Source organism: Bacillus sp. RZ2MS9 (assembly GCF_001816185.2).
Taxonomy (GTDB): Bacteria; Bacillota; Bacilli; order Bacillales; family Bacillaceae_G; genus Bacillus_A; species Bacillus_A cereus.
On record NZ_CP049978.1, the window covers coordinates 270001 to 272500 of the forward strand.

Here is a 2500-nt window from a genome sequence, read left to right on the forward strand (position 1 = left end):
TTATCATAAAGGCTGAGCTGTGATGGGGAAGCTCCTTATGGAGCGAAGTCTTTGATTCCCCGCTGCCAAGAAAAGCTTCTAGCGAGATAAAAGGTGCCTGTACCGCAAACCGACACAGGTAGGCGAGGAGAGAATCCTAAGGTGTGCGAGAGAACTCTGGTTAAGGAACTCGGCAAAATGACCCCGTAACTTCGGGAGAAGGGGTGCTTTCTTAACGGAAAGCCGCAGTGAATAGGCCCAAGCGACTGTTTAGCAAAAACACAGCTCTCTGCGAAGCCGTAAGGCGAAGTATAGGGGGTGACACCTGCCCGGTGCTGGAAGGTTAAGGAGAGGGGTTAGCGTAAGCGAAGCTCTGAACTGAAGCCCCAGTAAACGGCGGCCGTAACTATAACGGTCCTAAGGTAGCGAAATTCCTTGTCGGGTAAGTTCCGACCCGCACGAAAGGTGTAACGATTTGGGCACTGTCTCAACCAGAGACTCGGTGAAATTATAGTACCTGTGAAGATGCAGGTTACCCGCGACAGGACGGAAAGACCCCGTGGAGCTTTACTGTAGCCTGATATTGAATTTTGGTACAGTTTGTACAGGATAGGCGGGAGCCATTGAAACCGGAGCGCTAGCTTCGGTGGAGGCGCTGGTGGGATACCGCCCTGACTGTATTGAAATTCTAACCTACGGGTCTTATCGACCCGGGAGACAGTGTCAGGTGGGCAGTTTGACTGGGGCGGTCGCCTCCTAAAGTGTAACGGAGGCGCCCAAAGGTTCCCTCAGAATGGTTGGAAATCATTCGTAGAGTGCAAAGGCATAAGGGAGCTTGACTGCGAGACCTACAAGTCGAGCAGGGACGAAAGTCGGGCTTAGTGATCCGGTGGTTCCGCATGGAAGGGCCATCGCTCAACGGATAAAAGCTACCCCGGGGATAACAGGCTTATCTCCCCCAAGAGTCCACATCGACGGGGAGGTTTGGCACCTCGATGTCGGCTCATCGCATCCTGGGGCTGTAGTCGGTCCCAAGGGTTGGGCTGTTCGCCCATTAAAGCGGTACGCGAGCTGGGTTCAGAACGTCGTGAGACAGTTCGGTCCCTATCCGTCGTGGGCGTAGGAAATTTGAGAGGAGCTGTCCTTAGTACGAGAGGACCGGGATGGACGCACCGCTGGTGTACCAGTTGTTCTGCCAAGGGCATAGCTGGGTAGCTATGTGCGGAAGGGATAAGTGCTGAAAGCATCTAAGCATGAAGCCCCCCTCAAGATGAGATTTCCCATAGCGTAAGCTAGTAAGATCCCTGAAAGATGATCAGGTTGATAGGTTCGAGGTGGAAGCATGGTGACATGTGGAGCTGACGAATACTAATAGATCGAGGACTTAACCATATAATATGTAGCAAATGTTATCTAGTTTTGAAGGAATATGCCTTCAATAGTTTGGTGATGATGGCAGAGAGGTCACACCCGTTCCCATACCGAACACGGAAGTTAAGCTCTCTAGCGCCGATGGTAGTTGGGACCTTGTCCCTGTGAGAGTAGGACGTCGCCAAGCAACTTTAAGACGAGTCAGAATGACTCGTCTTTTTTGTGTTTTATAACTTCTTTTCAAAGCTAAATATTTTGAAGTGCTGCTCATTTTTTAAAAGATTTTTGAGTACGTAGCTATATAAGTTTTATTCAATTTCTTTCGTGATTTTTGACAGGTAATTTAAGATTTTCTATTTTATTTCTTAAAGATAGAATTCATTGGTATGTTAAAATAGTACAGTTGTTTTTGATGTACTTTAATATAAGAAGATTTAAGTTAGAAAAGGAGATAATATGAAAAAGATAAGTATAATTACTATAGTAGTCTTAGTCCTGCTAGTAATCGTGTATATGTTAGTTGGAAATTATTTTTATAACTATGCATTAAATGCGAAACAAGAAAAGGAATTTTTGCAAGATAATCCTCATTTAGTGGAAACGGTAAATGCGTCGGGAGATGTATTGGCTGCAAATGAAGAAAAGAATGCAAACTTCGTATCGAAGTATAAACCTAACACATTAACTATACGTTCTTTCGATAAATTAAATTTAAAAGGTTATGAATATATGAATGAACCATCTAGTCATAAATGGGCAATTGTAGTTCATGGATATAGTGGTAGAGCATCAGAAATGACGAAATATGTTCGTAACTTTTATGAACAAGGCTATAATGTCATAGCACCAGACCTTCGTGGGCACGGAAATAGTGAAGGGGATTATGTTGGTATGGGCTGGCATGATCGTAAAGATGTGTTAATTTGGATTCAACAAATCTTAAAGAAAGACCCTAATGCTGAAATAGCTCTATTTGGTGTTTCAATGGGCGGGGCAACTGTAATGATGACTTCAGGAGAAGATTTACCTTCTAATGTTAAAGTTATTATTGAAGATTGTGGATACTCAACTGTTATTGATGAATTTACTTATCAACTAAAAGATTTATTCCACTTACCGAAGTTTCCTGTTATGAATGCGGCAAATACGG

At 44.2% G+C, this 2500-nt stretch carries 1 protein-coding gene and 2 rRNA genes (2 of these 3 running past the window's edge); all 3 read left to right on the forward strand.

Annotated elements, in window-relative coordinates; genetic code table 11:
• A 23S ribosomal RNA gene (locus BHV55_RS01545) occupies positions 1 to 1371 on the forward strand (it extends 1551 nt beyond the left edge of the window).
• 50 nt (positions 1372 to 1421) lie between these two features.
• A 5S ribosomal RNA gene (rrf, locus tag BHV55_RS01550) occupies positions 1422 to 1537 on the forward strand.
• Positions 1538 to 1806: 269 nt separating this feature from the next.
• On the forward strand, positions 1807 to 2500 hold the 5' portion of the coding sequence (locus tag BHV55_RS01555) for an alpha/beta hydrolase (protein WP_000723977.1). It continues 266 nt past the right edge of the window; the window shows 694 of its 960 coding nt (coding positions 1-694); its start codon is at positions 1807 to 1809; its stop codon lies off the right edge, out of view.